At 40.0% G+C, this 22741-nt stretch carries 24 protein-coding genes and 2 pseudogenes; 10 read left to right on the plus strand and 16 right to left on the minus strand.

What is annotated here, in order from left to right; genetic code table 11:
* Positions 1-91 precede the first annotated feature (91 nt).
* Complete coding sequence (locus tag ID47_RS06880) at positions 92-925, plus strand: IS6 family transposase (RefSeq protein WP_075261575.1); 834 nt, start codon at positions 92-94, stop codon at positions 923-925.
* 75 nt (positions 926-1000) lie between these two features.
* Here the strand turns inward: ID47_RS06880 and ID47_RS06885 are convergent, their stop codons facing one another.
* The 4 genes from ID47_RS06885 to relB all read right to left on the minus strand — a co-directional run bounded on the left by ID47_RS06885 (position 1001) and on the right by relB (position 3925).
* Positions 1001-1714, minus strand: a complete 714-nt coding sequence (locus ID47_RS06885; protein ID WP_038465117.1) for an IS6 family transposase — start codon at positions 1712-1714, stop codon at positions 1001-1003.
* Between the two features lie 312 nt (positions 1715-2026).
* Positions 2027-3031, minus strand: coding sequence for an IS110 family RNA-guided transposase (locus ID47_RS06890; RefSeq protein ID WP_038462882.1), 1005 nt, complete (start codon positions 3029-3031; stop codon positions 2027-2029).
* A gap of 74 nt (positions 3032-3105) precedes the next feature.
* On the minus strand, positions 3106-3675 hold the full coding sequence (locus ID47_RS06895; protein WP_038465119.1) for a hypothetical protein: 570 nt from the start codon (positions 3673-3675) through the stop codon (positions 3106-3108).
* Positions 3676-3694: 19 nt separating this feature from the next.
* On the minus strand, positions 3695-3925 hold the full coding sequence (gene relB / locus ID47_RS06900) for a type II toxin-antitoxin system RelB family antitoxin (protein WP_038465121.1): 231 nt from the start codon (positions 3923-3925) through the stop codon (positions 3695-3697).
* A gap of 102 nt (positions 3926-4027) precedes the next feature.
* Between relB and ID47_RS11915 the strand changes: the two genes are divergently transcribed.
* From ID47_RS11915 to ID47_RS06915, 3 genes are read left to right on the plus strand one after another with little or no spacing between them, the layout of a single operon-like run.
* Positions 4028-5008, plus strand: a complete 981-nt coding sequence (locus ID47_RS11915; protein ID WP_051908727.1) for a DUF6371 domain-containing protein — start codon at positions 4028-4030, stop codon at positions 5006-5008.
* Complete coding sequence (gene traD / locus ID47_RS06910; protein WP_051908728.1) at positions 5005-6723, plus strand: type IV conjugative transfer system coupling protein TraD; 1719 nt, start codon at positions 5005-5007, stop codon at positions 6721-6723. The genes ID47_RS11915 and traD overlap by 4 nt, the downstream gene beginning before the upstream one ends.
* Before the next feature lies 1 nt (position 6724).
* A complete protein-coding gene (locus tag ID47_RS06915; RefSeq protein WP_156956694.1) occupies positions 6725-7003 on the plus strand; it encodes a hypothetical protein in 279 nt (92 codons plus the stop codon).
* Between the two features lie 97 nt (positions 7004-7100).
* Here the strand turns inward: ID47_RS06915 and ID47_RS06920 are convergent, their stop codons facing one another.
* From ID47_RS06920 to ID47_RS06945, 7 genes and pseudogenes are all read right to left on the minus strand, one after another.
* The gene (locus tag ID47_RS06920; RefSeq protein ID WP_038465125.1) at positions 7101-7421 is read right to left on the minus strand and encodes a helix-turn-helix domain-containing protein; all 321 of its coding nucleotides are present in this window, start codon (positions 7419-7421) and stop codon (positions 7101-7103) included.
* Positions 7418-7726, minus strand: a complete 309-nt coding sequence (locus ID47_RS06925; protein WP_084676039.1) for a type II toxin-antitoxin system RelE/ParE family toxin — start codon at positions 7724-7726, stop codon at positions 7418-7420. The genes ID47_RS06920 and ID47_RS06925 overlap by 4 nt, the downstream gene beginning before the upstream one ends.
* A gap of 135 nt (positions 7727-7861) precedes the next feature.
* Positions 7862-8098 (minus strand): annotated as a pseudogene (locus tag ID47_RS13920) (ProQ/FINO family protein); the annotation flags it as partial.
* 94 nt (positions 8099-8192) lie between these two features.
* A complete protein-coding gene (locus ID47_RS06930) occupies positions 8193-8402 on the minus strand; it encodes a hypothetical protein (protein ID WP_038465127.1) in 210 nt (69 codons plus the stop codon).
* A gap of 32 nt (positions 8403-8434) precedes the next feature.
* Positions 8435-9019, minus strand: a complete 585-nt coding sequence (locus ID47_RS06935; RefSeq protein WP_038465129.1) for a hypothetical protein — start codon at positions 9017-9019, stop codon at positions 8435-8437.
* Between the two features lie 16 nt (positions 9020-9035).
* On the minus strand, positions 9036-9299 hold the full coding sequence (locus tag ID47_RS06940; RefSeq protein WP_038465131.1) for a hypothetical protein: 264 nt from the start codon (positions 9297-9299) through the stop codon (positions 9036-9038).
* Between the two features lie 32 nt (positions 9300-9331).
* On the minus strand, positions 9332-12511 hold the full coding sequence (locus ID47_RS06945) for an AAA family ATPase (protein ID WP_038465133.1): 3180 nt from the start codon (positions 12509-12511) through the stop codon (positions 9332-9334).
* 196 nt (positions 12512-12707) lie between these two features.
* Here ID47_RS06945 and ID47_RS06950 point away from each other — a divergent pair, with 196 nt between their 5' ends.
* The 4 genes from ID47_RS06950 to ID47_RS13525 all read left to right on the plus strand — a co-directional run bounded on the left by ID47_RS06950 (position 12708) and on the right by ID47_RS13525 (position 15685).
* Positions 12708-12938: a hypothetical protein gene (locus ID47_RS06950; protein ID WP_038465135.1), complete on the plus strand. Its 231-nt coding sequence runs from the start codon at positions 12708-12710 to the stop codon at positions 12936-12938.
* A 67-nt stretch (positions 12939-13005) separates the two neighbouring features.
* Entirely contained in the window at positions 13006-13317 is a 312-nt protein-coding gene (locus ID47_RS06955; protein WP_075261624.1) for a conjugal transfer protein TraD, read from the plus strand.
* 1353 nt (positions 13318-14670) lie between these two features.
* A complete protein-coding gene (locus ID47_RS13520; RefSeq protein ID WP_051908729.1) occupies positions 14671-15201 on the plus strand; it encodes a response regulator in 531 nt (176 codons plus the stop codon).
* A complete protein-coding gene (locus ID47_RS13525) occupies positions 15176-15685 on the plus strand; it encodes a hypothetical protein (RefSeq protein WP_038465139.1) in 510 nt (169 codons plus the stop codon). The genes ID47_RS13520 and ID47_RS13525 overlap by 26 nt, the downstream gene beginning before the upstream one ends.
* Before the next feature lie 163 nt (positions 15686-15848).
* Here the strand turns inward: ID47_RS13525 and ID47_RS06970 are convergent.
* Both ID47_RS06970 and ID47_RS13715 read right to left on the minus strand, forming a co-directional pair.
* Positions 15849-17002: pseudogene (locus ID47_RS06970) on the minus strand (IS3 family transposase).
* Positions 17003-17027: 25 nt separating this feature from the next.
* The gene (locus ID47_RS13715) at positions 17028-17159 is read right to left on the minus strand and encodes a hypothetical protein (RefSeq protein ID WP_269516638.1); all 132 of its coding nucleotides are present in this window, start codon (positions 17157-17159) and stop codon (positions 17028-17030) included.
* On the opposite strand from ID47_RS13715, the gene ID47_RS13925 reads away from it, so the two are divergent.
* The gene (locus ID47_RS13925) at positions 17113-17316 is read left to right on the plus strand and encodes a type IV secretion system DNA-binding domain-containing protein (protein WP_075261576.1); all 204 of its coding nucleotides are present in this window, start codon (positions 17113-17115) and stop codon (positions 17314-17316) included. The genes ID47_RS13715 and ID47_RS13925 overlap by 47 nt on opposite strands.
* 71 nt (positions 17317-17387) lie before the next feature.
* Here the strand turns inward: ID47_RS13925 and istB are convergent, their stop codons facing one another.
* Positions 17388-18134, minus strand: a complete 747-nt coding sequence (gene istB / locus ID47_RS06980; protein ID WP_038463055.1) for an IS21-like element helper ATPase IstB — start codon at positions 18132-18134, stop codon at positions 17388-17390.
* Positions 18127-19653, minus strand: a complete 1527-nt coding sequence (gene istA, locus ID47_RS06985; protein ID WP_038463053.1) for an IS21 family transposase — start codon at positions 19651-19653, stop codon at positions 18127-18129. Before istA ends, istB begins: the two co-directional genes overlap by 8 nt.
* Positions 19654-19714: 61 nt before the next feature.
* On the opposite strand from istA, the gene ID47_RS06990 reads away from it, so the two are divergent.
* Positions 19715-20194: a type IV secretion system DNA-binding domain-containing protein gene (locus ID47_RS06990; RefSeq protein ID WP_051908730.1), complete on the plus strand. Its 480-nt coding sequence runs from the start codon at positions 19715-19717 to the stop codon at positions 20192-20194.
* A 22-nt stretch (positions 20195-20216) separates the two neighbouring features.
* Here the strand turns inward: ID47_RS06990 and ID47_RS06995 are convergent, their stop codons facing one another.
* Positions 20217-22580 carry a hypothetical protein gene (locus ID47_RS06995; protein ID WP_038465143.1) on the minus strand — a complete coding sequence of 788 codons (2364 nt, stop codon included), beginning with the start codon at positions 22578-22580 and terminating at the stop codon, positions 20217-20219.
* Between the last annotated feature and the right edge of the window lie 161 nt (positions 22581-22741).

A 22741-nucleotide genomic window follows, 5' to 3' on the forward strand; every position in this document is an offset into this window, starting at 1 on the left:
ACATTAAAGGGGCCCCGTCAAGTTGTTGAGTATGCTGAAAGGTGTTAAGGTTGGCTCATCTTCAACTCAAGTGTAAATAAAGGGATGCAAGATGAGCGAGCGTTATAAAGGGTATCGAATTTCCAAGGTCGTAATAGGCTATGCTGTTCGTCTCTATTTTCGCTATAAACTCAGCCTTAGAGATGTTAGTGAACTCTTAATTGAGCGGGGCGTTTGTGTTACCTATGAATCTATTCGGTTATGGGTCAAAAACCTAGGCCCTGTCTATGCCCAAGCTATTAGAAAGAAAAGAAGAACCTCTTTCACAGATAAGTGGCATATTGATGAAGTGAGAGTGAAGATTAAAGGTGAAGTCTTTTGGCTTTGGCGTCTTGTCGATAGTACGGGAGAAGAAATAGAAATTCTTTTACAAAGAAGACGCAATGCCAAATCAGCGATCAGGTTTTTGAAGAAAGCCTTAAAAAGAATAGGACAGCCTCCAAGAGTTATGGTCACAGATAAACTGAAGAGTTACAATAAGGCGCATCGTGTTCTGTTGAGAACATCAGAACATCGTTCCCATAAGCGGTTAAATAATAGAGCAGAGAATTCTCATCAACCTACACGAGAAAAGGAAAGGCAAATGCGACGATTTAAGACTCCTGGATATGCCCAGAGATTTCTTTCATCCATGGGGGCATTCTTAAATTTATTGAAGGTCAAACGATATTCTGTTTCAGCCAAAGAGTATAGGCAGAAACTAAAAGAGTCTCTGTCTATCTTTCATGAGATAGTCGTTTCACAACCCTCAGTCTATCTAAAACGGAAGATTTTGACCCAGTTTATTGACATGATCAATAACTTGACGGCCCCCTCCCCACAATTTCTTGAAAGAGCCAAATATGGCGACATATTACATGCCAAACTAGGAAATATGTCGCCATAGGTGTAAAAAGGGTTCCGTTGCAAATTTGGAAATAAGGTGATTTAAGATTGCAATCCCTCAGGGACTGGACAGAATTTAGGCGTAAACGTTGAAAAGACGATTGAAAAAACGAACCTGATCTTGATAGCTTTTTGTCAAATAAATTGTTTGCTCTTTAAGCATCATGGCCATGGCTTCAATGCCTTTGAGCGTTCGGTTAGCCGTCTTAAATGATTGGAAGCCTAACATGGGCCGGGTACGGCGTTTGATGCGTCGATGGTCTTGTTCAAGGATGGTGTTGAGGTATTTAACTTGTCTATGCTTGACGCCTTCGTCCAGACACCCTTCTCTTTTTAATTCTTCGATAGCTGTGTGATAGGAAGAATGCTTATCTGTGGTAATAGAAGAAGGCATCTGTTTACACCGTTTCAGCATTTTCTTAAAGAATCGCTTAGCAGCGGCCAGGTCCCGAGTATGAGCTAGCATAAAATCAACAGTGCGCCCATATTTATCGACGGCTCGATAGAGATACTTCCATTGGCCTTTGACTTTAATGTAAGTTTCATCCACTCTTAAAGACCAAGCTGAAGGTCGAGCATACCAATGTATCCTTTTCTCAAATTCGGGAGCGTAATGCTGGATCCAGCGGTAAATGGTTGTATGGTCAACCTTTATTCCTCTTTCCCTAACCATTTCTGCTAATTGGCGATAGCTGAGGGGATAACGTAAGTACCAGCGTAAGCATTGCAAGATAACTTCTGGAAGGAAATGTCGATATCTGAACTCTTTAGGTTTCATTGCAGTGACCATTTATTAGATAATTTACCCTTAACCTAACAACTTCTCAAGAATTTGCAACGTATATGGCCTGAGCAAGAATGCAAGAGTTTTTTTAAAAGAAAACATTGAGGTGCGGACGTATATTCGGCTTTTAACGAAGGTTTATCCTTCTAGCCCAGATGGTATATCCGATCACTTCTTGCCCTTATCGGAACCATGGTTTTTGTAAACCGTGTTGCAAAACAGGATCTCAAGAAGCTGGTAATTCACTTTGTCATCTTTTTATTTTACTCTAGCAAACCTCGGTGGTAGGTCATCCTTATAATTTTACTTATGGGATATCTAGTGAATAGAGTGGTACTCAGTTTGTTTGGCAAGTAGAGACCATACAATTCTTGCATTCTTATTAGCTAGAGCTACATAAGCTTTCTGTTTACCACAACGCTCAATCAGCTTCTCTAACCAATTAGAACGCCTTTTAGCAAAGCTAATAAAGGCGCGTGCTCCGTGAATAAGAAGCGTCCTTAAATACCGATCCCCTCTTTTGCTAATGCCGAGCAGCACCTTTTTATTTCCGCTAGAATGCTGACGTGGTACCAATCCTAGCCAAGCGGCTAAGTGACGCCCATTCTTAAAGTTAGAGATATCACCAATTGCTGATACCAGAGCTGTTGCTGTTAAAGGGCCAATCCCTTCAATTTTTTTAATCCTTTGGCATGCTTTATTCTCGCTACAAATTTTGGCGATCCGCTTATCTAAAAGCTTAACTTTTTTATCAATTTCCAAAAGATCTTGATGAAGCTGGCAAAAAACCTCCAGAGCTAAACTTGTCAGCAAGTTATTTTGATTTTCCAGAAACTGAGGTAATTTCTCCCTCAAACACCCAATACCTTGAGGCGCCACAAGTCCATATTCACTAAGCAGTCCTCTAATCTGATTGACAAGGGCCGTCCTTTGCTGCACCACTCTTTGACGGTACCGATGGAGCGATTGGATATCCTGCTGTTCTATAGTTTTAATTGAAACAAATCTCATATTAGGCCGTGCTACTGCTTCACAGATAGCTTCAGCATCATTCGCATCATTCTTATTCGTTTTAACATATGGTTTTACATATTGTGGGCTCATCAGTTTCACTTCGTGCCCGTAAAGCTGAAACTGGCGGGCCCAGTAGTTAGATCCACTGCAAGACTCCATTCCTATAAGGCATGGAGGTAGATTGGCAATAAAGCTAAGCAATTGGTCACGTCCAATACGCTTCTTTAGCACTGTCTTGCCTCTTTTATCAACGCCATGCAGTTGAAATACCCGCTTGGCTATATCAATCCCTAGTGTTTTTATTGTCATGGTGGGGTCCTTATCTTTATTTATTCCTTTTACATCTCCAGATTACCATTCTTTTCTCATAATCTGAAAGTTGCTCAGGCCATCCCATCAGAACCGTAATAACCTGCTGGATTAGTTGGATCGCAAAGATCGTAAAAGCGAGCTTCAAAAAGAGGGCTAGTCTTCCTTCTAGGGTCACTTCCCCACATAAATTTTACGTAAGGGGTTTTCAATGCTTTGAAGCAAAGGGCTGGAATCATAAAGAGCATCAGCAGCAAGACATAATTTACAAAAAGATTAATAGGAAAAATCCCTATATTTCTAAAGGTGTCTATACCGGCCCATATAACAGCAATTACCAAAATAGCGCGCTTTACATACAGCGTGACACTGACATACTGATCAATCTGTTCGCGGGAAGTATTTTTCCATTCCAGAAACCATTCAGGAAGATTCGTCGATTCTTTTATGCCGTGATAAGAGAAGAACCACCAGTCCCAAAATACTGTGGCAAAAGGATATATCAACAAAGCATACATCCAATCCCACATCCCTATCGAGACCATAACGGAACAAGCAATCGACCTAAAGAAACGTTTATCTCCATAAAGTTTAATTTTATGAAGGGGGATAGATTCATCAATTTTCAAAGTGTTATTAGTCATAAATTTTATCTCTTTCACCTTAAGGTACCACTTTATCTTTTTTTAATTCATCAAACAGCTGTTCAACGTCTCCAGCAGAATATCGGCGCCCTTTCTTTTCATATACGGCCAGGGCAGCTAAATAATCTTCTTGGTCATCCAAAAACTGCTCGATTGCTTTTTTCACATAATAACTCTTACTACGGTTGGTCTTTTCAGCCAGCGCTTTTAAGCGATCATCCAATTCTTTGGAAAGTCGAACCCCTAACATCTATTATCTCCATGGTTATGTTTAATTATATAGATGTTTTACATTGTTTTACAAGAGTTACTAGAACTTTAATTTTTACTTACTGCTTTAAGGGCTTACAGTATGCAAGATTACCGTGATTATTACCGACAGTTAAATGATCAGCTGTCGACCAGGATTGGGGATTTGGCCTACGAACTTTTAGGAGAACCTACCTTTAAAAAAACTTCTGAATGGCGGTATGGTCAAAAGGGGAGCCTTTCTATAACCATATCAGGACCGTATCAAGGTCGATTTCATGATTTTGAAAAGGATATCCATGGGAGCTCTTTAGATCTCATCAGTCACCTTAAGGGGATTAAGGGGAGGGAGCTTTGTCAGTGGGCGCGCCACTGGTTAAGACTTACCCTCCAAGAAGTTTGGACGCCTATCATGCCGATTCCTCAAGGCGTTTCTAAGCCCGATTTTAGGAAAGCACCCTTAAATTATTTATTGGATGGTAGAACGGTGGAGGCGATTTATCCTTACCGCTCTTTGCAGGGTAATCTCTTAGGGTATGTTGTCCGTTTGAAGGATAAGCATAACCATAAAATTACTCCAACCCTCACCTATTGCCAAAGCAACTTAGGCCGCTTTAGCTGGTATTGGAAAGGCTTTAGAGAAAAGCGCTCTCCTTATGGATTAGAAAAAATTAAAGATACCACAGCCTCCATTTTAATTGTTGAAGGTGAAAAAACAGCGGAGGCAGCCCAACAGCTTTTTCCTCATTATAGTGTTTTAACGTGGGCTGGGGGTGCTAAAGCTGTTTTGAAAACAGATTGGTCACCTTTGAAACAGAGAGATATCATCCTGTGGCCTGATAATGATCCTGCTGGTCACGAGGCCATGCAAAAGCTGGCTCATCATCTTAAGGAAATAGGAAATCAAGAGGTTCGGATTGTCAGCCTACCAGACAATACCCCCCCTAAATGGGATTTAGCCGATCCTATCCCCCCAGTATGGATAGCTAATTTTATAGCCTTATCCCTAGAACAAGAGGAGAGTTCAATCAATTCACGTGTGCCTTATATCAATCGTTCTCAACCTTTAGAGTTTTTTTCATGAGGCTCATCAAAGATTTTACCCAAGGCGGTCAAATTACCTTACATAAGCTGCGGATGATTCGCCAGGTTCTAGCGGTCACCCTCTTTACCTGTTGCGTGGGGGGAGGGGCCTTTTTCAGCATAAAAACTTGGCAAGATACGGCTCCCTATCAACGAGAGATTATAAGGGCTTATCTAGAAGCCTCCCTTAAAACAAGCATACCTGCTGGAAATTCTCATAAAGCAATCCAAACCTTTAAAGCTCCAAGCGGGCGCCTGCAAAAAATCAGATCCGTCGATCTTTTGAGGGACCCTTATATCAATCAACAAATCCAAATCATTAAGGATCGCATGATCCGAACATTTATGCAGGCAATAATGGTTATGGGGGGAATATTAGCTTTTTTCATCGCCTTCTGGACCTGGAGAGGAAAAATTGGCTCAGAAAAAGAAGTTCTTTCTGGCACCCAAGTGGTGGAGGCGAAGATTCTTAAAAGGCTCGTTCGGCGTCATAACGAAGCTTCTGATATTACCTTAGCAGGTGTTCCACTGATTAAAAACAAAGAGCTTCAACATATGCTAATTGTTGGAACAACGGGCTCCGGAAAATCGAACTGCATCCATGAACTTTTGCAACAGGTTCGCAAAAAAGGACAACGCGCGGTTATTGTGGATATAACAGGAAGCTTTATCGAAAAGTATTATAGGCCAGGCATTGATAAGATCCTCAATCCCTTGGATCAACGCTCAGAAGACTGGACAATTTGGGCTGATTGCACCGAGCCTTATCATTATGAGGCGCTCTCTGCTGCTTTTTTACCCTCAAAACATGAGGATGATTTTTGGATCAATTCAGCCCGAGCCTTGTTTGTGACAACTGCTCAAAAGCTTAAGGATAGTGGATCTTATAGTCTTCAGGATTTTATGGATAAAACTGTAATTAATCCTCTCCATGAAGTCATAGATTTTTATACAGGAACGGCCGTTGCCTCTTTTATGAATGAAAAAGCAGATAAAACAGCTGTAAGTGTGCGCGCTACCCTTGCCACCAACATTAAATGTTTAGAATGGCTCAAAGAAACAAAGAATCCTTTCTCTATAAGACAGTGGGTGGAACAAGAAGATCATCAAGGAGAATGGCTGTTCTTAGCTTCCGTCCCTGAGATGCGGGAAGCTCTTAAACCTTTATTAACAGCTTGGACGAGCATTGCTACAAAAGCTTTGATGAGTCTTAAAGCCTCCCATGATCGCCGTTTATGGTTTGTTATAGATGAGCTTCCTGCCCTTAAAAAATTGCCGGATTTCCATACCATGTTGGCAGAAGCCAGAAAATATGGTGGATGTGCGGTTGTCGGAACCCAAGATATGTCTCTCTTAGAGGAGGTCTATGGTCATAATCTGGTAAAATCAATTGCTAACCTTTGTAGCACCAAAGTGGTGTTCAGAATTGCAGGGGCTGATGTGGCGGAGCGTGTTTCGAAGTGGTTAGGGTCGCAAGAAGTTTCTGAGTCTATTGAAAACATTTCCTATGGAGCGCATCAAATGCGAGATGGAGTTTCTTTAAATGATCAGAGGCGTGAGAAGGCGGCAATTAATGCAGACAAACTAATGAAGTTACCGGACTTGGAAGGATATATTAAATTACCAGGTAATTACCCCGTAGGGCATATAAAGTTTAAGTATCATCAGCTTCCAGCAATTGCAGAATCCATCTCTAGAATTAAGGAGAATGGATAAAATGCGAAAATCAGAAGTTATATTGCGCCGGACAATCTTGCTTTTTTTGACCCTTTCTTGGGTTGTTCTATTAACAAAGGGAATTAAAGCATGTTTGGCATTGATGATTTTCTCTGGTTTATTAGGAATTATGGCTTTTGAAAGACCTCCTCCAGAGCCAGAATACCTCCTTGTTGTAACTGTATTCATATTTTTATATGTGATTTTCTGGGGAGGAATTTTTTACGCCCTCTATCGTTTGGTTAAGCTTTGGATTAGGATACTAAAACAGTTCTGGTAATTTAACTGTCTGAGCATCATTCATTGCAGAAGTCGGTCTTTCTACTTTTGTTGTTTTGCCGAGCAATTGGGGTATCTTATTTCACTTTTAACAAGTTTTAAGCAGCAATTACGTGCGTTATTCCCCGCTTTCTTTTTGCTCGTTTTTTCTTCACGACAATTTCTATATCCCAATCCAGAAGATTTAATAGGTGCATAAGTCGATCCATTGAAAACTTATGTAATCTTCCTCTAATTAAGTCGGATACATCGGGTTGCTTAATATTTAAAATTGCAGCGGCCTCAATTTGGGTAAGCTTTCTTAGTATAATGCTCTTATGAATTTTATGAGCTAGAGCAGCTTTAGCAATTGCTTCTTCAGGTTCGTTGATCTTTAAATCAGCAAATATATTCTCATCAGCTTTAATAATATCCATCATTCTTTTCTCCTATAATAGTCCTCTTCTGCGCGTTTCAATCTAGCTTCAATAAGATCTATTTCCTTTTGAGGAGTTGCAATTCCATGTTTTGATTTCTTTTGAAAAGCATGGAGTACGTATATAGCATCTTTAAGCTTAAGAGTGTAAACCACTCTATAAGTATTAGTGTCATAATCCTCCACCACTTCGAGTACTCCCGCTCCTTTAAATCCCTTTAAAGGCTTAACTGAAGGATGTTTATCGCCTAACTGTGCAATATAAAGGGCATATCCAACTTCATTTCGAACCCTTTCAGGAAATTCCATCAAATCATCCTTTGAATTTCCAACCCAATATATTGGCTTTTTCACGAATAACTCTTCACTGAATAATATAGTAATATTACTATAACATGTCAATTCACTAAACGAAAGAAATTTAAGAATTTATGCTGTTCTGATTTATAGCTCCTTTTCTAAATTGTTTCTTTGTTGAGCATGAGCTTTATGGTCCGCTAATAATTCTTCAATAGTATTCCCTTGAAGGTCATAACGGTGAGTACTCTTTGCTAAGACCTCCTTATACTTAAACCAGCGTGTATAAAATCCAAGGGCTTCTCGTATATGCAAGCGTGAAAAAGGAAGGTTCTCTGGCAGTTCAGCAAAAATGTCTTTTTCAATCTTTAATTTTAAAGGCTTAGGATTTTCCTCGCTGAAGCATTGAGGGTAAGTCCTTAAAAGCCAATCAAATGCGGCCTGTCGGTTTTATCTCGTTCCTTTTTCGCTTTTAATCTTAGGTGTTGATCCTTTTCCTTAGAATCAACTTTAGGCTTTGCAGGCGTTTCCTGTTGTTTAGCTTTAGGAGTTTTTTTATTTTCTTGTGGCAGGTTGGGTGAAGTCGGTTGTTGTCCGTCTCAAAAAATGTTTTTAATTGAGCCACCTTGTCCTGCGCTTGATGGTGTTGCTGGGGTTTTAAACTTAATTTTGCTTTTTTATGGATCATGTCTTTTTACTCTTTCATTCATCGGGAAGATATCAGGGGTGTTTTTTAGCGGACTTCGATAAAGCAATCAGTTTTTCCTGGTCTTTGGAGCCCATTTTAGGCCAAACTTTCAGCATGAACTCCCCATATTCAAGTTGTGTCTTTGTTAACTGGCTCACGGGTGGCATAAAATAATGGATAAGGCCGCCTCCAATAGCACCCCCAATTAAGGTGGATAGGAAAGCAAGAATGAGGTAAGTTCGAGAAAGGAAACTCATCTTTTCTAAATTCTTTGACAGTTGCTGATTAATCTTAAGGCACTGATTTTCTACTTTCTTAAGTTCCGCTTCCATTTGATCGGTAGTTTTCTCAAGGAATAAGCGAACAGTTTCTTCTGCGGCTTGCTTAGCCATAAGAGGGACGGCTTGATGAATAACTGTATTTAATTGTAGAACAACTTCAGGGGATAAATCCTTTAAAGCTTGAATCGACGTTTGGAATTGCCGTGTACAGGTCGATATCTGACCGGCTGACGTCACAATCACATCCCGTTCTTTTTCTAATTCTTGGGTTAACCCTTTTAGAGCATAAAGGGTGCTGGTTAATTCTTTAAAGGCTTCATTGGGGGACGCGGTCATTACTATCTCTCCTGTCTTAGCGGCTTAAACCGCTGTCTCGGTTAAGGGTTTGGTGTCGATTATAATCTTTAGCTAAGCGTTGGATCTCTTGGCCCATTTCTGGATTTCTCACCTCCAAATACCACATAGCATTTTCATTTTTAGAAAGCGCCATGGCTTCTTTTTTTAACGTTAAGGCATCTTGCTCGGTTGTACGACCTTCGCTCTCAGCTTTTTTATAGGCATTATACCGATCTGTAAAATTGTGAACATCTTTTTCAAATTGAGGGCGGTAATCCATCTTATCCAGGACCTTCTCAGACGAGTTACCGCCTAAGGATATTGTAGCCTCTTGATCCGATAGAGAGATAGAACGCTGAGGTTGAACAAGCTGATCGAGAACATCACGCCAAGAGGGGCCAGGGGAAGAAGTGTTCTGGTGAGAGGAGATACCATACAGCTCGCTTTCAAGGCTCTGTATTCTTCCATAGTCTGACCAGTGCTTTTTAGGATACGCTTCTCCATATCCTTTTTTTCTAAGTCAGCAACCATCTCTTTCCAGGACAGGGCTGGTTCTGAGGAAGGCGGCTCAGAGGTCCCAAGAGAAGAATTTAATGGTATTTGGCTATCATCTTGTAGCCTATGAGCACGCTGAGCTTCTGTAAGGGTTTCTCTGACCTTAATCTTCTCAAAGGTTGGCTCTTTCCCCAACCAGCGAGTGAAGCTCCGTTTTGCTGTATAATGGATCGCCTTAAGTTGGTTACTGACCCCTTCCAAGGCCTCGGTGATGATAGAGCTCTCTTGCCGCGCCAGCTTTAAGGCTTGATCAGAATCAATATAGTCTAAAGAGGAGAGCTTTTCTTGCCCCTTAGCAAGCTGTTTGGCAAAGACACTTTCTGTCCAGAATTCTTGGGAGGTGCCGTAAATAGAAGCTTCTTCTGTATGACGGGTCAGAGCGACATAAGTGAGGTTGCTGTGGAAATGATTGGAGGCCAAAATAAAGCTTTTATGGTTCGTGGCCCCTTGTTGCTTGTTGAGATTAATTGCCCATCCCAGATCAACGTAGGGATAAAGCTTGGAAGCAAAAGAAACGATCTTCCCCTCCTCGCCTTCTTTCGCATCGAGGCGAACCTTTAACGTTGTCTTATTGATTTCTTCAATCGTTCCTACCATCCCATTACGCACCCCCAGTCCATGATCATTCTTCATAAATAGAAGACGATCCCCTTTAGAGAAGTGACGCTGCTTATTAGTGCGAACTTCATCACCAAAGTCATCCGTATCAATCCGTGTGATTTGGTGGGTAAAGCTTTGCTTATCAATGGCTCCATCTTGAATTCTTAGATCTCGAGCTTGCTGATTTAAAATCTCTGTCTCCTTTAAGGTATAAGCCATGAGGACATGGTTCTCCTTAGGTTCTGCTTGAACCGATTGATGCCAATCCCGAAGTAAAGCCGCCATGGTTGTCTGTCTTGGATTACAGGTAAACTCCCACCCTTTGTTTGCCCCCCTGTCGATATTCCATTGGCTAGTAATTTTCTCAGCATTAATTTTATTGGGACTTAGATTCTGGGCAATCCGGAGAGGATCGGTTCTATAAGAAAAAATGTAAGGTCGGCAGGAATCAATATTTTCTGCAATAGACTGAGCAGTTTCTTTCTCAACAGCTTTCCAAGCCTCTATCTTAGAGCTTCCCATTTCTTTTTCTGAGCTGGTTAACTCAATATCACTTCTCAATGTCCAACCAGCCAGCTTTTGAGAACGAACGGCAACATTAAAGGCTTCAACTAAGCCTGCGTAATCCTTGGTGGCTACTAATTGGTTGATATCAGGAATAGGTTCATCAATAAGGATGACTCTTCCCTTTTCCAGGTAAGAACCAATAGCTTTTTCAGTGTCACCCCTTCCAAAATTGCGGGTAGCTTCTTTCATCCAAGCTTGTTTTTGACGGATAACAGTTTCTAAAGTAGCGACCCCTGTTTCTTTTGTCACTAACCGAAACGCTGCGCCTGCTTCAATGGGTTGTAACTGTTTACCATCTCCCACTGTAACAAGCTTAACTCCTAATTTCTTAGAAGCATCGAGAAGCTCTTCAAACCGGGTTATATCGACCATTCCTGCTTCATCAAGAATAAGAACAGACTTGGACTTGAATTGGCTACGTCCTTGATGATACTGGCGCAAGAATTTATGAAGTGTCATTGACGGAATGCCGTCATTTTGTAGATTTTGAGCCGCTTTCCCTGTCGGGGCCAGTCCATAAACGGCGTATCCGTTCTCTTGCCAAATATCTTGTGCACAGGACAAGATAGAGGATTTACCGGTACCGGCATAACCAACTATTGCCACAAGCTTTTTATCCTGAACAAGATGGTCTAAAGCTCTTTTTTGGTCGCTCGATAGTCCCCCAGACTTCTCATACTTCTTGTCATAAAGAGCTACATGATTCTGAATACTTTGATCGCTAACTTTATTGCCTTCAGTTTGGCTTAAGGTTTGAGCCACATTGATTAAGCTAAGCTCCCGTTTAATCATGCTTCGTGTGGTATAAACAGCCCCGTGTTCTGTCTCTCTTAATAGTTTCAGTTCAGCAGAATTTTTAAGCTTGGTTTGGCAGGCTCGAAACACCTCAGGATCATCTATATAACGGGCCAGAACTTTATCAATGTCCCCTTCCATAAAGGTTGCTTGGGATTTATGAATGATGCCAAACACCACTTCTGGATTCTTCATAATTCGATAAAGATTTTTCAGTTTTATATGCTGGTATTCTTTAGCCTTATCGGTATGCTGGTCGGGATGAATGTCTTGAGCATTGTTACCAAGACGCCCTTCCATTTCATGAACACTGCGCGAGAGTTTTGGCTGAGGCTCAATCTCAATGCCTTGCTCCGCATAAGACCGATGATCGACCCGCTCTTGATACCCATGGAGTTGTAAATGAAAGTTCGTATATGCCGCTAATTGTTCCCGCCATTCTTCTAATAATGATGGTTGGTTCCAATCTCGGTTTTTGTATTGTGACAGACCCGTTTCGGTTAATTCTCTTGTGAGCAAGACAGCATGACAATGAGGCTTTCTTTGTCCTGTTTTGTCATCATAGTCATTGTGGAAATTGGCTAAAACGGTAATCCCTCTTTGACAAAATTGATCCTGAATAAATTCACGGAGGAGCGCTTTATTTTGTTCAACTGTTAGCTCAGAAGGCAGAGCAAATTCAAAGTCTTTATAAACCTGAGCATCAATTCTTTTTTCAGAAGATTCCGCAATACTGGAGAGTTTTTGTACCCCTTTTTCACGGTTTTTTTCAATTAAGTTCTGCAAATCTTTGGCCCATTGAGGAGAAGATTCTGGCAATAATAATTCGACATACTCGACCGATTTATTTCTAAAATTAAATCCCTCCCCTGTTCTCTCTTCTGTCAACTGCGTTCCAGAACGATAAGCAAGAGCAGCAACCGTATTACGGTCGGATCTACTAAGAACTTTAATGTGAGCGTGATACAGAGCCATTTATAACCATTTCTTCCGGCGTCGCTTGCGACTAAGCGATGTTATATTTATATAACGTATAAGCGCGCCTTGCAATTTTTTATTGCTCGGACTTGCAGAAATTGTTATCTGTTTGTTATACTGTCTCTATGAGACAATCTGTATAAAAGGGATTGTTAAGGGATAATTCCTTAACAATCCTTAAGGAAACACCATCATGAAAAAAATAGACACTCTTTCTAAGAAATTACAAGATCTTCAAGCGGAACAACAAAAGCTCCAAGGGAAAATAGCAGAACAGCTTTTTGCGGAAATACAAAAGATCCTGGGAGAGGATTTCTCGCCTTCCTTAGCTTTAACGTTAATTAACCAAGGATGGAATCATTCAGGGAAATCAAAGGAGGATTGGCTAAAGCTTTCCACCTCCTTTCAAAGCGCAAAACCTTGACAATTTATGGGTCAAGTGGAATCGGCAACAGCGTGAAATAGTGAAGGCCAAACAAAAGCTTTATCAAATGAACAATCGGTCCGGTTTAGCAGCAAATGGCTTCCGCAAAGCCCGAACAAGAACTCTTATCCAACTGGGAGGCCTTATTGAAAAAGCGGGCTTGCTTGATGCTATAGGCTTAATACCCGGAAGCGATCTTCAAAAAGATCCGCTAAAGCAGCCGCTAGCGTTAAGTCTTCTGGGAGCTTTGTTGGAAATTAAACAGGACTTACAAACTGATCAAGTTTCTTTGGAAATGTGGAAATTAAAAGCTCAAGAGTTCTTAAATGAGGGCAATAAGATCTTGGGAGATTTCAGTAGAGAAGATGAGAAGGGATAACTTGCTTGCAGCGGCCAAATCGCTTGTAAATCAGCCCAAAAGAAATATAAGGAAACACACATGGCCTCGATCCTAGAATTTATCATTGACGCTTTGGTATTATTACTTCCCTCCTCTAAAAAGGAGGAAGCGTCCAAGAAGGAAAGTAAGAAGGGTCAATCTAGAAGAACAAAATTGAAATAAAAATACCGTTTTCAAAATAATTGAATTGGAATAGGAGAAGGATTTTTCCCTTATGTATATTTGTAGAGATTTAAAATTACACTGACTGTTACCCGTTTATTATTGATGAGATTTTTGCCAGTTTAAGCATGAACCTATTTATTTTAATGCCCCAGTGCCTCTTTATGCATATGGGAAAATTTTAAAAAATAACTCAATTTGTTCACTCTATAAAACTGGATATAACCGGGCCTTAAAGAGAGTACAAGTATAGCTCAGTCATCTTATTCTTGCTGCTTTTACCGCTACTAGATTGGATTAAACACCTAGAACCAACGCTGCTGTTTAAATTTCGCTAAACATGACTGTGTGAAATTAGAATCTACGCGGTTGTCTCTCTTTTGCAATAAGACCTTTTCAGCATTCCCTGAAGCATTTGTCTTAATTTCATAGACTTCTAAATTGCAATTTGGATAATTCGACTTATAACTAATTGGCCTGGCGTGTACGTAGAGCCCGTTCTCGGACAACATTAGTTCCGCTTTAATTATTGTAGTTGTCATATGTAGGGTTTGAGCCACATAATATATGGTATGAGAATTATTTGATTATTCCTGTATATGGGACATACTTTAAAAGTTTCACAGAGCTTTGAATAAACATGCGAATTCGGTAAGTGTTTGTTTTATTTGTTTTTTCGGAGATATTATTCGAAAATGGGCTCTACGTACACGCCAGGCCAAATGCGCGTCTATTTTAGATTGTTAGAAAGAGATCTTTATAAAAAAGCGCCCATTCCTCTGTGAGCCGCAGAAAATAAAGTGTTCCCAGAGTTTTTTAAATCCTTATGATAATTTTTCACACAAATCCTGGCATAATACCTAATTCCATTACTGTATGTCTAGATTCTTCACTATGCTATCCCTCTGTTTTTTGTTACAGGCATCCATAAGTCATTAGAGGAATAGAAAAGAAGAGCAATTTTATCTAAATTTCTCATTTTAAGTACTATTCAATCTCTCCCTTCATAGCTCTATGTATCTCTTGCCTTAATTCTGGGGAGCTCGTTAACGGTTGTAATCTTAAAAAACTCTTTTGACTTCAAATATGTTTGCTTCTTTCCTTTAAAAAATACATTATCTATTAATTATTTTCTGACAAAATAGATTTAACGACAGAAAGGGAGAAAGAATGAATTCTTTATTATGCTGCTATTTTCCGACGAAGGTTATTTTTGTTGATGATAGTTCGAGTATCCTGCGAAGTTTGGCACCTATTCTCGATCACAATATAGCTACTTATGGTTTCTTTGATAATCCTTATAAAGCCTTGGAATTCGTTAACAGTTTTCAGGGTATTGATTTTTTGCCTTCTGCTTTCCCTAGCCGAGAGCAGAAAAGTGATGAAATCTACAAAGCTATTTTTTCACCACAGCGTTATGAAGAAGTCTCAAGTGTCATTGTAGACTATGAAATGCCAAGTATGAAAGGACTAGAGTTCTGCGAAAAGCTTCAAAATCCTTACATCCGTAAAATCTTATACACAGGCGTTGCTGATGAGAAAGTAGCAATTGAAGCTTTCAATAAAGGACTTATTGACGGATATATCCGCAAACAAGATGAAAGCGACGACCCGTCTCTCATTCTCAATAATTTTATCCGTCAAAGTCAGCTAAAATACTTTAAGACTTTAACTGATGTCTCCTATGGAACCTATTCTTAAGAATAAAAAAAGTATTGAATATGATGATTATCGGGACGCTCCTGTCTATGATCCCACTTTTAATAAGTATTTTAATGAATTGTTAGAAAAAAATAACATTAGTGAATATTATTTTAATGAATCCATTAATGGTTTTATCTTCCTGACGCCTAAAGGAAAATTAAGTGCCCTTTTTACTGTTTCAGAAGAAATCTTTGAAGGTCTACACTGGCAATTTATTGGCGACCTTGAAAAAGAAGCGGCTACAAACAAACAAATTTCCTCCTCTTTTATTAAAGAGTTAGAAGAAAACCGTAAACTGCTTTGCTTCCCATTTTATGGTAATGACCAACATCCTCTTCCCGAAGAATGGGAGAAATACGCCTATCCTTTAGAAATTCTGCAGGGAGAAAATATCTATTATATAGCTTATGCTCGCGATATTGACTATATTGATCCCGTCGAGATTTATTCTTTTGAGAAATATCAAAGAAAAAAGAAATAATTGATTCCTAACGTTATGGTAAACTAGATATTGTACAGGATATAAGCAGACTAAGCTTAGGTGTTTGATTACACCTAAGCTTTCTTTTTTAAAATCGCTTAGAGGTGGTTCCCAATGGTTAGACAAGAAAGCAGCAAAGATAAGCTATAGCCATGGTTAAAAATTATGCTGCTAATTTCATTGGTGAAGAGCGTATTCTCTTCAGATTCTTAATATATACTTCATCAGGTGATTGTCCGTCAAAGCTGGAATGGGGCCTGGTTAAATTATAGTGACTTATCCACGAAGAAATTTCCGATTTGGCTTCAAGTCCATTACTAAAATGATAAAGATAAACACATTCATATTTCAACGAACGCCATAGCCTCTCCACAAAAACATTATCCATCCACCGTCCTTTGCCATCCATGGAGATCTTGATCTGATGGCTTTTGAGAATAGCTGTAAACAAAAAACTCGTGAATTGACTCCCTTGATCTGTATTGAAGATCTCCGGTACCCCATAGAGATGGATTGCCTCTTCCAAAGCCTCACAACAAAACTCAACGTCCAAGGTATTAGAAAGTCTCCACGATAAGACTTTGCGGCTAAACCAGTCCATAATCACCACCAGATACAGAAATCCTCGTTTGATGGGAATATAAGTTATGTCTGTACACCAAACCTGGTTAGACCTATTGACCTCAAGTCCTTTGAGAAGATAGGGATAAACTTTATGGTCAGGGTGAGGAGCGCTCGTCTTAGGAGATTGATAAATCGCTTCCAATCCCATCAGGCGCATTAACCGTCGAATACGCTTACGTCCAACACAATAACCTGTACGAATTAGATGGCGCACCATTTGACGAGAGCCATAATAAGGCGTCTTCAGAAATTGTTCGTCAATCAGACCCATCAAAGTCAGGTTTAAAGGATTTTCTCCTTTTGGCTCATAATACCAGCTGGAGCGACTGAGGATTAAAAGCTGGCATTGGTGCGAAAGACTTAGGGTCTTGTTGTGAGGATCGATCATTTCTTTCCTCCGAGCAGTCCCAATCGTCTGGAGGCAGTCTCTAAAAAATCTTTCTCCACCGTTAATTGGCCAATTTTGGCATGAAGTTCTTTGATGTCATTTATATGATTGGCTTCCTGAATCGCTTATTTTCCTGAAAAGATTTCACTCATTCGGGCGAGCGCTTCTCTTTTCCAGTGGTGAATTAAGGTTGAATGAACGCCAAACCGAGCCGATAATTCAGCAATTGTGGTGTCCTCTCGGATCGCCGCTAACGCCACTTGTGCTTTAAAGTCGGCACTGTGATTTTTTCGTATTCCACTCATTTTTCTAGTCCTTTTTTATTGAGGACTATAGCTTAACATACTGTCCGATTTCTAGGGTCCACCTCTCTATTCGTTCAACCATTGCTTCTGCCATTAAGTGTTTTGAATACTTGCCAGAATCAGAGGCGTATTTTTCAATCCGGCAATGGGTACTCAATCCTCAAAAGTCTGGCATTTTGTTTTTGAGTTGTTCACCGGAACAGCGCTCAAGCTTAAGACCGCTCTTATCAGGATGGTTGAGGGCAACCAAAGCGGCACTCTCCCGAGGAGAAGGAGCTCAACAGAGGCTCTGGTTATGCAACGACAAAAATTAAGACCGGAGAGCGTCAGAAATTATGACCGGTGATAGAGGTTACTTAGTCGTCATAAAAATTCTCCTTTTAAGTTATTTATTGTGCCGGCAATGGGTGCGCCTGTAACTTTCTGACACAATCTCAATAATCGTGGCATGATGAACCAAACGGTCAATGGCAGCCACGGTCATCGTTGTGTCAGCAAAAATGCTATCCCATTCGCTAAAAGGTTGATTGGCTGTCACAATGAGGCTGCCTGATTCATAGCGATGCGCAATTAACTCAAACAGAACATGGGTTTCCGCTTCATCTTTACGGACGTAGCCAATATCATCCAGAATAAGGACTTGGTAACTGTCCATCTTGGCTAACGTTTGAGGCAAACACAATTGTTGACGTGCGGCTTGAAGTTTCTGGACCAAGGCAGTGGTAGAGGTCAACAAGACACGGATCCCTCTTTCAATCAACCCATAAGCAATAGCTGCTGCTAAATGGGTTTTCCCCACGCCGCTTGGTCCAAAAATCAATAGATTTTCCTTGTTGTTAACCCAGGCCGTATTATCGGCCAGATCTTGGATTTTTGCTTTGTTCAGAGTTGGAGCATGACTAAAATCAAAGGTTGACAAAGCCTTACCGGCAGGGAGTTGGGCCTGCTTTAAGTTTCGCTTGAGCTTTTTTTGCAAACGGGCGTCAATCTCATGCTCGCATAAAATGGCAAGATAGCGGTCAGGAGGCCAATTCTCTTCAAGGGCTTGCCGAGCAAATGGTTCCCATAAATTCCTTATGGTTGCAAGCCGGAGTTCCTTGAGCAGAAGAGGCAGTTTGGCAAAGTCATGCATGAGCTATCTCCCTTCCTAAGGACGATAGAAGCTGATTATAGCAAGCTAAGGCCTGCTGAGGGATAGCCAGATAAGGGATCGGTAAAGGCTTGGTTATCTTTCCATAACGATTTTGCAAGGCGCCTAAATGAGGAACTTGACCCTTTTGGAGAAGGCTTAAAACTTGATGCCCTAAGTCTTCTTCACACTTATAATCGGCCGCCAGTTTAAGAATTCCCACCATAAGCTTACACGCTTGGCGGCTAACACATAAGTGATCAAGCAATTGCCATATTTGGCGATAAACAGGGGACGGTAATACCTCATCTCGCAGCATACTGTACCGAAAGGCTTGGGGCTTGCAGGATAAACTGTTAATCAAATGCCTATAATTGATACAATATTGGCGTTTGCCAGAAATTGTTTGAAGACGGGGCAGCTCAAGGGTGAGCTCACTGCCAAGATAACAGACCAGATGATCGAGATACAGGTGGATACGTAACCGCTGACCAATAAGACGAGACGGCACACTATAAACAACGTTTTTGACAAAGATAGTGCTGGAAGTTGTCACCCGGGCTGTGGTTTCTTCATAATCAATGGTCCGGTAGTGGGGTAATGGCTTGAGTCGTGTTTTTTCTTCATCAATTTGCTTTTGATGGTATCGATTATGGCGATTCACGACAGACTGAAGAAAGGACTGATAGGAGACAATCGACTCAAAGTCACTCGACCCTCTTAAAGTCAATGTTTGAGCAATACGGCGCTTCAAATGGCCATGGGGTCCTTCAATACTACCATTCTCATGGCTTTTTCCTAAATTGTTACGGGTCGGTGTCATCGTGTAATGCTGGCACAATTGCTCATACTTCGTCGTAAAGTTTCGTTGTGTTTGGTCAGATAAATTCTTGTACGCCGCTGATAAGCTATCTGTTCGATGCTCTTGTGGACATCCGCCTAAACGCCAAAGAGCATTTTGCAATCCCTGAGATAAGGCCTGAAAACTTTCACCTCCTTGAACTGCTTGGATAAAAGACCAACCACTGTAAGCTAAGCGGAAATGATAGAGAAGATGCTTAAAAGGCTTGCCTTGAATGGTCACTTGGAAAGTCTTAGGGGTCGTAAAATCCGATAAGCCTTGACGTCCAGGTTGATGGATCTGGCGAAAGATGATTTCTTTATCAGGCCCCTCTAAAGCTCGCCACTGTTGCAGAAGTCTTTGTAAAGTTCTCAAATTCCTTGACGAATAATTGCCGGGATAAAGGTCCTGGAGATGCTCCAATAAAATGATCGCCGATAAAAATGGCGTTTTTTGAATTAATGGCGTAATAATGTCATCCCAAATGTCAGAAAAAATATGAGTCCCAGGTTTCCTCCCTCTTTTGCTTGCTTGAGACGGTAATATTCCTTGTTTTTCTAATCTTCTGCCCGTTCTTTCGCTGAATCCCGCTTTAGCTGCTGAAAGCTTTTGCGTATGTGCTGATTTTCTTGTTTGCATGTATAGCCTATATTGATGGTCGGTTATTGTTTTTCCAGGCATTGGAACCACGCTTTTTAAGGTCCTTTGCCTCCTTTATAAACCGGACTCTATTTCTGACGCTATGCGGCTATATTATCTGACGTTGTATATCTGGTTTTTTATTGACGAATTATCCTCCCTGAACAAGCTTCCTTCCTTACCTAATGCTATGGCCGAAGTCCGTAAATATGGCGGGTGTTTTGTCTTAGGCCTCCAAAGTTTATCTCAATTAGATGAGCTCTATGGTACCCATATGGCTCGTAGTATCTGTGGGCTGATAGGAACAAAGCTTGTTTTTCGCTCGCCTGACGCCTATACGGCTAAATGGCTGTGCGAGTTTTTAGGGGAGCAAGAAATCATTGAGCATTCAGAAAGTATTTCTTTTGGAGCTCATCAAATGAGAGATGGTGTAAGCTTGGTCGAACAGCGAAGAAATAAAACAGTTATTCCATATACAGATATTTTAAACCTCCCCAATCTTCAGGCCTACCTAAAGCTTCCTTGTGACTTGCCTATAACTAAATTGAAGTTTCAATATCAAACTTTTAAGTCGACTAGGTGAGGTTCTAAACTTATGAAAGAACTCAAGCTCCATTATAACCCACATACCACATTGGTTTGGGTAAAATTAAACCGGATTGAGGGACAGGTAGATAAGCCTTTTTGCCTCTAAGCTCTTCCGATATATTTTTTAAAATTTGGTTGGAAGGTCGCCTCTCTAATACGCCTTTTATAATCATTTCAAGGCATAGTTCTTGTGCTTCAGGAGCAGAATATAAATTAAAGGCTTTATTTAATAATATATCTGTATGCTGAAATAATCCTTGCTCAGCTACTTGCTCAATTGAGGGTAGAAAAGGTACTAGGATATCGTTAATAGCATCAGCTGGGCCGTAATTAAAGGACGGCGGAAATTGCTGCGTAAAATTCAAAAGAAGATCCCTTTGCGTTAAGGGAAGGGGTTGTAATGCCTTAACCAAGAGATCCCAATCATCACAATTATGCTCGCCTTTTAGGTCTGCGTAGCAGACACTATCGTATATAGCCTTAACACAATTAAAAAGATGATTTAAGTCTTGTAAATGGTAACGCTTTAAATCTTCCACAAATTCAGAGAGATATGGTTCTATATTTTCAGGGTCTATATTTATACTACGTAAGCTGTCATACACTTTATGATATAAGAAAATAGCATCTTTCCATTGCGTGCAATCTAAGAAATGTTGAGATTTTAAAAAACTTTCAAATATAACTAATTTGCATTTTACACTAAGTTGTTCAGTGAGATAATCTCCATTTTCTATAGAAAATTCAGGCTTATACTCAGTACCATATATATCCTTAGCCAATATCTCTGCATTTTGATAATTAGTAGGGTTTAATAGGGAAGAGAGAGTTCTTATAAGCGAAGATAAAGAATTAAGGTCTGCTGGATTAAATGCATAACCTAGAATGAGGCGAAGATGGATTATAATCTCTGCTTGATGGTCTGCATAAGCAATCTCTCCTAAGGCTCTTTCAGCCTCCTCCTTCTTTCCTTGTAAAGTTACCTCGTTAATAATTCCCTGAAAAAATTCATTATCATCATCATTTAAACTTATAGCTGGATATCGAACGGATTGTACTGAGATGGGTTCCCACATATCTTCCTGTTTTACAAGTTGATATTCGTTGTGAATCCCTAGCTTTTGTAATAATGAATATACGGTCTCTAAAGGATTTGTGCTGAAAGGGGGGGGAGTTGGCAAGGAATGAGACACCTCCCTTGCATCAATACTTAACCTCTCCATTTGTATACCAAGGGGGTCCAATTGATTTAGAGGATTTATGGTATGATGTACTAATCTAAGAGCATTCCCCATAGATTTTATCCCACCATCAGGGATTACCACATAGGCAAGAAGATAAACCGTATTTGGGTAATTTCTTAAAACTGTTCTTATATAATCTGCTGTTTGTTTTTGTAAAGTGGAACCTTGGCGTTCAATATTTCTGAGGCGAGAATTTATAGTTGCATAAATATCTTTATGCATAACCTTTTCAAGGCTTGGGGTGGTATCATAGTACTTAGAATCCGAAATAAAGAGAGCATCTGGCCTGACATAAACTCCATCAAAACCATTGTCGCTTCCGCCACCATATTTAGCATCCTTTTTACAAAAACCAAGCCATTGCATTGTTATGTCAGCAGCTAACTCACCTATACGTCCTTTTTCATTTTTTTCAAAATAGCTTGTTTTATAAAGTTGGAGGTTTGAACTATTTGAAGAATCAGTAAAATAGTAGTTGGCTTGCAAGAATTGATTGCGCGATTTTGTCCTTTCCGCTGATTGATTCAAAAATTTGCTCGTTTCATCTGGGTTGAGAGGGTGAGGAAAAGGATCATCGGAGCGCCATAGATAATATAGTGAAGTAAGAGAGGGCCTTGTTTCGTCTTTTATATTAGAGAGGTCTATATCTATTTTGCTTCTTCTGGGGGCACTTAAGACTTTTCCATTACATCGCACTACCTTAGAAAGACTTGACGTTAATTTATAGGGGCTTAGATCAACGGTAGCTTCTAAAATACTATCTTGATAGGAAAAGTTTATATTAAACCAATTTTCAAACACTAAAGTATTCTCATAAGTGCTATAAGGGTAATCAGATGGAATAGAAAAATAAGTGATACTCCGTTGATATAATTTATTTTCCTCCGTTATAGGATTACCGAGCCCATCTAGAAATTGTTGAGAATTTGTATCAAAAAAAACTATCCGTATATGGCGATTAAGCTGGACGGAGGTAGAGGCGACTGAAGGAATAGGATCGGGATTTTGGCTACCTAGATTAACAGGAAAATCCACAATATCTATATCGGCAATAATGACTGAAAAACAGGGAGAGGCCCACACAATCAGCATGGCGGACAAGTAATACTTAAAATTTCCAAAAAGGCATCTCGACATCTAGTTTACTCCCAGCTTATTTGATTTTATTGTCCTGATTTAAAATTAATAAGCTATTCCGAACGTTTAATATTGCTATAAAATTTCTAGATATCCTATTGAAAATAGCTATTTAATTAGTGTTGTTATTTTTAAAATTATTTAATTTTTTAGGAACATTA

Origin of the sequence: Candidatus Paracaedibacter acanthamoebae (assembly GCF_000742835.1) — a bacterium.
Taxonomy (GTDB): Bacteria; Pseudomonadota; Alphaproteobacteria; order Paracaedibacterales; family Paracaedibacteraceae; genus Paracaedibacter; species Paracaedibacter acanthamoebae.

Bases quoted from the DNA above. Each gene is read 5' to 3' on its own strand.
- ID47_RS06880 (WP_075261575.1), top strand. From the start codon at position 92: ATGAGCGAGCGTTATAAAGGGTATCGAATTTCCAAGGTCGTAATAGGC.
- ID47_RS06885 (WP_038465117.1), bottom strand. From the start codon at position 1,714: ATGGTCACTGCAATGAAACCTAAAGAGTTCAGATATCGACATTTCCTT.
- ID47_RS06890 (WP_038462882.1), bottom strand. From the start codon at position 3,031: ATGACAATAAAAACACTAGGGATTGATATAGCCAAGCGGGTATTTCAA.
- ID47_RS06895 (WP_038465119.1), bottom strand. From the start codon at position 3,675: ATGACTAATAACACTTTGAAAATTGATGAATCTATCCCCCTTCATAAA.
- relB (WP_038465121.1), bottom strand. From the start codon at position 3,925: ATGTTAGGGGTTCGACTTTCCAAAGAATTGGATGATCGCTTAAAAGCG.
- ID47_RS11915 (WP_051908727.1), top strand. From the start codon at position 4,028: ATGCAAGATTACCGTGATTATTACCGACAGTTAAATGATCAGCTGTCG.
- traD (WP_051908728.1), top strand. From the start codon at position 5,005: ATGAGGCTCATCAAAGATTTTACCCAAGGCGGTCAAATTACCTTACAT.
- ID47_RS06915 (WP_156956694.1), top strand. From the start codon at position 6,725: ATGCGAAAATCAGAAGTTATATTGCGCCGGACAATCTTGCTTTTTTTG.
- ID47_RS06920 (WP_038465125.1), bottom strand. From the start codon at position 7,421: ATGATGGATATTATTAAAGCTGATGAGAATATATTTGCTGATTTAAAG.
- ID47_RS06925 (WP_084676039.1), bottom strand. From the start codon at position 7,726: ATGGAATTTCCTGAAAGGGTTCGAAATGAAGTTGGATATGCCCTTTAT.
- ID47_RS06930 (WP_038465127.1), bottom strand. From the start codon at position 8,402: ATGATCCATAAAAAAGCAAAATTAAGTTTAAAACCCCAGCAACACCAT.
- ID47_RS06935 (WP_038465129.1), bottom strand. From the start codon at position 9,019: ATGACCGCGTCCCCCAATGAAGCCTTTAAAGAATTAACCAGCACCCTT.
- ID47_RS06940 (WP_038465131.1), bottom strand. From the start codon at position 9,299: ATGGATTACCGCCCTCAATTTGAAAAAGATGTTCACAATTTTACAGAT.
- ID47_RS06945 (WP_038465133.1), bottom strand. From the start codon at position 12,511: ATGGCTCTGTATCACGCTCACATTAAAGTTCTTAGTAGATCCGACCGT.
- ID47_RS06950 (WP_038465135.1), top strand. From the start codon at position 12,708: ATGAAAAAAATAGACACTCTTTCTAAGAAATTACAAGATCTTCAAGCG.
- ID47_RS06955 (WP_075261624.1), top strand. From the start codon at position 13,006: ATGAACAATCGGTCCGGTTTAGCAGCAAATGGCTTCCGCAAAGCCCGA.
- ID47_RS13520 (WP_051908729.1), top strand. From the start codon at position 14,671: ATGAATTCTTTATTATGCTGCTATTTTCCGACGAAGGTTATTTTTGTT.
- ID47_RS13525 (WP_038465139.1), top strand. From the start codon at position 15,176: ATGTCTCCTATGGAACCTATTCTTAAGAATAAAAAAAGTATTGAATAT.
- istB (WP_038463055.1), bottom strand. From the start codon at position 18,134: ATGCATGACTTTGCCAAACTGCCTCTTCTGCTCAAGGAACTCCGGCTT.
- istA (WP_038463053.1), bottom strand. From the start codon at position 19,653: ATGCCTGGAAAAACAATAACCGACCATCAATATAGGCTATACATGCAA.
- ID47_RS06990 (WP_051908730.1), top strand. From the start codon at position 19,715: ATGCGGCTATATTATCTGACGTTGTATATCTGGTTTTTTATTGACGAA.
- ID47_RS06995 (WP_038465143.1), bottom strand. From the start codon at position 22,580: ATGTCGAGATGCCTTTTTGGAAATTTTAAGTATTACTTGTCCGCCATG.